Origin of the sequence: Roseateles sp. (assembly GCF_049240545.1) — a bacterium.
In the GTDB taxonomy this organism is placed as follows: Bacteria; Pseudomonadota; Gammaproteobacteria; order Burkholderiales; family Burkholderiaceae_C; genus Paucibacter_A.
This window is the reverse complement of sequence record NZ_JBMLSK010000238.1, coordinates 1-1,949: the sequence shown is the minus strand read 5'-3', so window position 1 is coordinate 1,949 and position 1,949 is coordinate 1. Positions and strand designations below refer to the sequence as shown.

Here is a 1,949-nt window from a genome sequence, read left to right as displayed (position 1 = left end):
TCATCAAGAGATCAATTCAGCAAACCGCCTCACACACAGAAATCCGGACACTCCCGCCGCGGGACACGTACCGGTCGTCATCGCAACGAATCTCAGCCGCGGCCACCTCCTTCATCTCGCTTGTGCCCGCTTCCTGCACGAACGCAGTCCGCATCAGATGAGCTCCACCGTCATCGATCGCCATCCGGCGACCAAGAGGGATGCACCGAGCGCCACGGCGAAACGCCTTGCCGAAGCCGCGGGTGGCGCCCAGATCGAGATACTGAGACACGGCAACGCCGTTGCAGATCACCATGTCATCTACACGTTGGCAGGAGAGACGATCGAGATCGTGCACCGCGTCACTTCGCTGGAGCCTTCCGTGCTCGGCGCGCTCGACCTCATCGAGGCGGCATCGAGGCTGACCCGGCCCGGGCTGTACGACATCGAAAGTCCCGAGCTGCGCGTACGCTGCTGATCGCCGACCCGATCCCGTACCGATCTCGAGTTCCGTTTCGACTCAGAACCTGTGAACGAAATCGGCAGCTGACTTGTTTGGCACTGCATGAGTGCCACAAGCAGCGACAGGGGGAGCGAACAAGGCCAAGGGGGCCTGTTCGGGGAGAGTGAACTGCCGCAGGGCCCCGCGCCGACAGTCAAGCGCAGCGAAGGCGCAGCGCGATTGCTTCATGCCGAGCGGCATCAGGTCGAACTGCGGCCGGTGGACCTGGATGCGACGCTGGCGCCGAACCACCGTAAGCGTCTAGCCACGCCTGCCATCAGCGCCGCCAACACGGAGACTGCAATCGCGCGCCAAGGCTGGGAAAGGATTGCCATGCTCTCTCGGAAAAAGGGTTATCGGGGAAGCTGGTCGCGGATCGCCCTTGGCAGTGCCAGTTGATGCCTGGTGACCCACGTTCAGCTCAGGGTTGATGCTATCCGAGGGAGCACATTCCCTTGTCCGGTGCCTGCGGACCAGGCCTCTGGTCTCAGGAACGGTTCGAGCGAAGTCCGTCCTGAGACGCGTCACGAATGACCGCACACAGCCTGATCCGGCTCTCCGGTTTGCGAGAAGGCCCAGCCGTTCGGCAACCAGAGCCGGCAGCACCTGGCCGACACTTGCTTCAAGAAGGCCGCCGAGGTGCAGCCGCAGACGACGGACCGCTACCGGGCAGGGGAAAGCACAACGCCGCTCGACCGCTCGGGTTTCCTTGACAATGACTTTAGTGGTGCGCCGGTCGTCAAGGGACGCAAGAACCTTGCGCATGAGCTGAATCCGAAATGGCGGCACAGGATGAAGAGTGCGGCCTACAACGAGTTCACCAGCTTGGCATTCTTCTACGACGAAATCGGGTACACGAAGATCGGGTCCTTTTCGAAAGGTGCGTTGGCTGAGGTGATGCGTCGCGGAACAGAAGAACAGGGCCGCAAGCTACGCAATCGCTTCAAGTCGATACTTGGGGAAGATGGACGGCTAACTTTCATGATGTGGGACAACGCCCCGGATCATGGAAGACTTCCACATTAACTTTCATGATGTGGGACAACGCCCCGGATCATGGAAGACTTCCACATTAACAGGCTCAGACTTTCCAGACCTCTGGCAAAGCAGCGTCAGCGGGTCAACGGAAGAAGAGCAGGCGAGAACTTTCCACCAGCACAGAGCCGATCTTGAACGCGTAGTTGCAGAGTTGGACCTGTTCCTCCGCGGAAGAGGTTGACGGATCGGGCGGCGGGGCCTCTAACGAGTTGACCGATGCTCGCTCGCAGGAACAAAGAGCTGAAGACGCCGTGGCGCGACGGGACCACGCACCTGGTCATGAGCCCGCTGGAGTTCATGCAGCGGCTGGCGGCGTTGGTGCCGCGGCCGAGGTTGCACCTGATCCGTTTTCATGGGGTGCTGGCGCCGAACGCCAAGCTGCGTGCGCTTGTGGTGCCGCAGCGGCCACCGGATCAAGAGAGGCCAGCCA

General features: G+C 61.3%; 3 protein-coding genes and 1 pseudogene. All 4 read left to right on the top strand.

The genetic code is table 11. The features are described 5' to 3' along the window. On the top strand, positions 1–457 hold a 457-nt coding region (locus ACOVRJ_RS16645; RefSeq protein ID WP_422044954.1), incomplete at its 5' end, for a dihydrodipicolinate reductase C-terminal domain-containing protein. A 204-nt stretch (positions 458–661) separates the two neighbouring features. Then, entirely contained in the window at positions 662–880 is a 219-nt protein-coding gene (locus tag ACOVRJ_RS16640; protein ID WP_422044953.1) for a hypothetical protein, read from the top strand. A 240-nt stretch (positions 881–1,120) separates the two neighbouring features. Further along, positions 1,121–1,507, top strand: coding sequence for a hypothetical protein (locus ACOVRJ_RS16635; RefSeq protein ID WP_422044952.1), 387 nt, complete (start codon positions 1,121–1,123; stop codon positions 1,505–1,507). A gap of 249 nt (positions 1,508–1,756) precedes the next feature. Then, positions 1,757–1,949 (top strand): annotated as a pseudogene (locus ACOVRJ_RS16630) (transposase); the annotation flags it as partial.